The sequence below is a fragment of the Micromonospora halophytica genome, assembly GCF_900090245.1.
In the GTDB taxonomy this organism is placed as follows: domain Bacteria; phylum Actinomycetota; class Actinomycetes; order Mycobacteriales; family Micromonosporaceae; genus Micromonospora; species Micromonospora halophytica.
Genome location: NZ_FMDN01000052.1, coordinates 1 through 4,655, shown reverse-complemented (window position 1 = coordinate 4,655; position 4,655 = coordinate 1). Strand labels below are relative to the sequence as shown.

Here is a 4,655-nt window from a genome sequence, read left to right as displayed (position 1 = left end):
TGAGGCGGGGGTGCTCGACGGCGGGTACTGGTACGAGAATCTGCGTGGTCAGGTGCGGTTCGCGCCGGCGGTGGCGGATCTGCTCGGTCAGCGGTTCGGGGTGTTCCTCGAGGTGAGCGCGCATCCGGTGTTGGTGCAGCCGATCAACGAGATCGTCGATGACGCCGATGTGGTGGTGACCGGGTCGTTGCGGCGTGACGACGGTGGTCTGCGCCGGTTGTTGACCTCGATGGCCGAGTTGTTCGTGCGGGGCGTGCCGGTGGACTGGACCGGTGTGCTGCCGGCCGCAGCGGCGTCGGCGCGGGTGGAACTACCCACCTACGCCTTCGACCACCAGCACTACTGGCTCCAGACGGCCGACGCGGCCGACGCGACCTCGCTGGGGCAGTCCCCGACGGACCACCCGCTGTTGAGCGCGGTGGTGCGGCTTGCACAGTCCGACGGGGCGGTGTTCACGTCGCGGCTGTCGCTGCGGACGCATCCGTGGCTGGCCGACCACGCCATCGGCGGCGTGGTGCTCTTTCCCGGCACCGGCCTGGTGGAGTTGGCGGTGCGCGCCGGCGACGAGGTCGGCTGCCCCGTGCTCGACGAACTCGTGACGGAGTCACCGCTGGTGGTGCCCGAGCACGGCGGCGTCCGGGTTCAGGTCGCGGTGGGTGGACCGGACGACCACGGCACGCGCCCGGTGCAGGTGTACTCGCTGCGCGAGGACGGCACCGACGTGTGGACGCGGCACGCCACGGGTGTGCTGTCGGCGACGCCGAGCACCGGCACCCGGTTCGACTTCACGGCATGGCCACCCCCCGGCGCCCGACGGGTCGAGGTCGGGGACCTCTACACCGACCTGGCCGAGCGTGGTTACGCGTACGGGCCCGCGTTCCAGGGGGTGCGGACGGTGTGGCGGCGCGGCGAGGAGGTCTTCGCCGAGGTCGCCCTCCCCGAGGAGCATCGCGGGGACGCCACCGCGTACGGCATCCACCCCGCGCTGCTCGACGCGGCCCTGCAGACCGGCACCGTCGCCGCCGCAGTGGCCGGGACGGACGAGCAACCCGGGCGCGCGGTCATGCCGTTCGCCTGGAACGGGCTCGCGCTGCACGCCGTGGGCGCGTCGGCGTTGCGGGTCCGGGTCGCGCCCGGCGGTCCGGACACGATGACCGTCGAGGCCGCCGACCAGACCGGCGGCCCGGTCCTGACGATGGACTCGTTGGTGCTGCGCGCCGTCTCCACCGACCAGGCGGACGCGGCAGGAAGCAACTCCCTGTTCCAGGTCGACTGGGTCGAACTGCCCGCCGCCGCCGGGCCGCCGTCGCCGTCGTGGGTGGCGGTGACCACCGCCGACGACGTGGCAGCCCTGAGCGACGCGCCCGACGCGGCGGTGCTGGAGGCGGTCGGCGATGGCGACGCGTTGGCCGTGACGTCCCGGGTCCTGGCGGTCGTGCAGGCGTGGCTGACGGCAGCCGAACTGGACGAGTCGCGGCTCGTGGTGGCCACCCGGGGCGCGATGCCCGCCGGCGACGGTGTGGTGACCGACCCGGCCGCATCCGCGGTGTGGGGTCTGGTGCGTGCCGCCCAGGCGGAGAACCCGGACCGGATCGTCCTGCTGGACTGCGACCCGGCCACCGACGACGGACCGGAGACGGTGCTCGGTGCGGTGCTGGCCAGTGGTGAGCCGCAGGTCGCGACGCGCGGGACGACCCTGTCCGTGCCGCGCCTCGCCCGCGTCACCCCGGCCGCGGACTCCCCGGTCCGGTTCGGCCCGGACGCGACGGTGCTGGTCTCGGGCGCCGGGACGTTGGGTGCTCTCGCGGCGCGCCGTCTGGTCACCCGGCACGGAGTGCGGCGCCTGGTGCTGGCCAGCCGCCGGGGCCGCGACGCCGACGGGGTGGCGGAGCTGGTCGCGGAGCTGACCGGGCAGGGTGCGGACGTGTCGGTACGGGCCTGCGACCTGTCCGACCGGGATCAGGTCGCGGCCCTGCTGGCGCAGGAGCGTCCCCACGCGGTCGTGCACACGGCGGGTGTGTTCGACGCCGGGGTGGTCGGGGCGTTGACCCCGGAGAAACTGGCCAGGGTGTTCGCGCCGAAGGTCGACGCGGCACGGCACCTGGACGAGCTGACCCGCGACCTCCCCCTCGACGCGTTCATCGTGTACTCGTCCGCCTCGTCGATCTTCATGGGCGCGGGCAGCGGCGGATACGCGGCCGCCAACGCCTACCTCGACGGCCTGATGGCCCATCGCAGGGCCGCGGGCCTGCCGGGGCTGTCGCTGGCGTGGGGGCCGTGGCAGCAGCTCACCGGCATGGCGGACACCATCGACGACCTCACCCTGGACCGGATGAGCCGGCGCGAAGGGCGCGGGGGAGTCCTGGGTCTCGGGTCCGAGGAAGGCATGGACCTGTTCGACGCCGCTCTGGCGTCCGGACCGGCGCTGCTGGTGCCGGTCAAGCTGGACCTGCGGGAGGTACGTGCCGACGCGGCCACCGGCGGGGGCGTACCGCACCTGCTGCGCGGCCTGGTCCGGGTGGGTCGGCAGTCGGCGCGGGCCGCGTCGGGCGGGGATGGTGGGCTGGCCCGCCGGCTCGCCGAGCTAGCTCCGGCCGACCAGGAGGCGCTGCTGTTGGATCTGGTACGTGCCCAGGTCGCGGTCGTGCTCGGGCACTCCGAAGCGGGTGCCGTCCGCGCGGACGCGGCGTTCAAGGACGCCGGGTTCGACTCGCTCACGTCGGTGGAGCTGCGCAACCGGCTGCGTGAGGCGACCGGCCTGAAGCTGCCCGCAACCCTGGTGTTCGACTACCCGAACGCGCAGGCCCTCGCCCGCCACCTGCGCGACGAACTCGCCGTCGACGCGGTCTCCCCGGTCGACTCCGTACTGGCCGGTCTCGCCGGTCTGGAGTCGACGCTCGGCTCCGCGGTCTTCGACCACGAGGCCCGCGACCGGATCACCACACGCCTGCGGGAACTGCTGAACACCGCCGAGGCGGTGGCTGATCCGGACCCGACCGACGACGACCTGGAAACCGCCAGCGACGAGGAGCTCTTCGCGCTCGTCGACCGCCTGGTCTGACCACCGTACGACCCGCACGCCGCGGACCCACCGACGGCAATCGCACACGGACATCCCTGGGAGCTGAGGTACATGGCTGACGAGGTACAACTCCGCGACTACCTCAAGAGGGCCATCGGCGACGCCCGCGACGCTCGTCGGCGGCTGCGCGAGGTGGAGGAGCAGGCGCGGGAGCCGATCGCCATCGTGGGGATGGCGTGCCGGTACCCGGGCGGTGTGTCCTCACCGGAGGACCTCTGGCGCGTGGTGGCGGGCGGGGTCGACACCGTCGCCGGCTTCCCTACCGACCGCGGCTGGGACCTCGCTGCCCTGTTCGACCCGGACCCCGACCGTCCGGGCACGTCGTACACGAGCCGGGGTGGCTTCCTCGACGGCGCGGGATTGTTCGACGCGGGGTTCTTCGGGATCTCGCCGCGAGAGGCGCTGGCCATGGATCCGCAGCAGCGGCTGCTGCTGGAGACCTCCTGGGAGGCGATGGAACGGGCGGGCGTCGACCCGTCGTCGTGGCGAGGCAGCGACGTCGGCGTCTTCGCCGGGCTGTCCAGCCAGGGCTACGGGGCCGGCTCCGGTCGTCAGGTCGCGCCGGAGCTGGAGGGTTTCGCCGGTACGGGTGCCGCCCCGTGCATCGCCACCGGCCGGGTGTCGTACGTGTTCGGGTTCGAGGGGCCCGCGGTGACGGTGGACACCGGATGCTCGTCGTCGTTGGTGGCGATCCACCTCGCGGCGCAGGCGCTGCGACAGGGCGAGTGTTCCGCCGCGCTGGCGGGCGGCGCGATGGTGATGGCCCAGCCCGGCTCCTTCCTGTCGTTCTCCCGGCAGCGGGGGTTGGCCGCCGACGGGCGGTGCAAGGCGTACGCGGACGGCGCGGACGGGATGGGCCTGGCCGAGGGGGCCGGAATGGTGCTCCTGGAGCGGCTGTCGGTGGCTCGGGAGCGTGGGCACCGGGTGCTGGCGGTGTTGCGGGGCAGCGCGCTGAACCAGGACGGTGCGTCGAACGGGTTGACGGCGCCGAACGGTCCGTCGCAGCAGCGGGTGATCCGCGCCGCCCTGGCCAACGCCGGGCTACGGGCCTCCGACGTCGACGTCGTCGAGGGCCACGGTACGGGCACGGTGCTGGGTGACCCGATCGAGGCGCAGGCGTTGCTGGCCACCTACGGCCAGGATCGCGACCCGGAGCGTCCGCTCTGGCTGGGCTCGGTGAAGTCGAACATCGGCCACACCCAGGCCGCCGCGGGTGTGGCCGGCGTGATCAAGGTGGTCCAGGCGCTGCGGCACGGGATGTTGCCGGCGACGCTGCACGTCGACCAGCCCACCACCGAGGTGGACTGGTCCTCGGGCGCGGTGGAGCTGCTCACCTCGGCCCACGAATGGCCCCGGGGTGAACGTCCACGCCGGGCGGGTGTGTCGTCGTTCGGGATCAGCGGGACGAACGCGCACCTGATCATCGAGGAGGCGCCCGAGGATCCGGTTCCGGCTGGGTTGGTGCCGGTGGACGGGGTGGTGCCGTTGGTGCTGTCGGCGCGTAGTGCGGTGTCGCTGGCCGGTCAGGCGGATCGGCTCGCGGCGTTGTTGGGGAAGTCGGCGGTGCCGCTGG

1 protein-coding gene and 1 pseudogene are annotated in these 4,655 nt (G+C 73.4%); both read left to right on the top strand.

Annotation, left to right across the window (positions count from 1 at the left end):
• Window positions 1-3,061 (top strand): type I polyketide synthase (locus tag GA0070560_RS27855; protein ID WP_245675769.1); only part of this gene is annotated, 3,061 nt, incomplete at its 5' end.
• Between the two features lie 102 nt (window positions 3,062-3,163).
• A pseudogene (locus tag GA0070560_RS27850) lies at window positions 3,164-4,655 on the top strand (type I polyketide synthase); the annotation flags it as partial.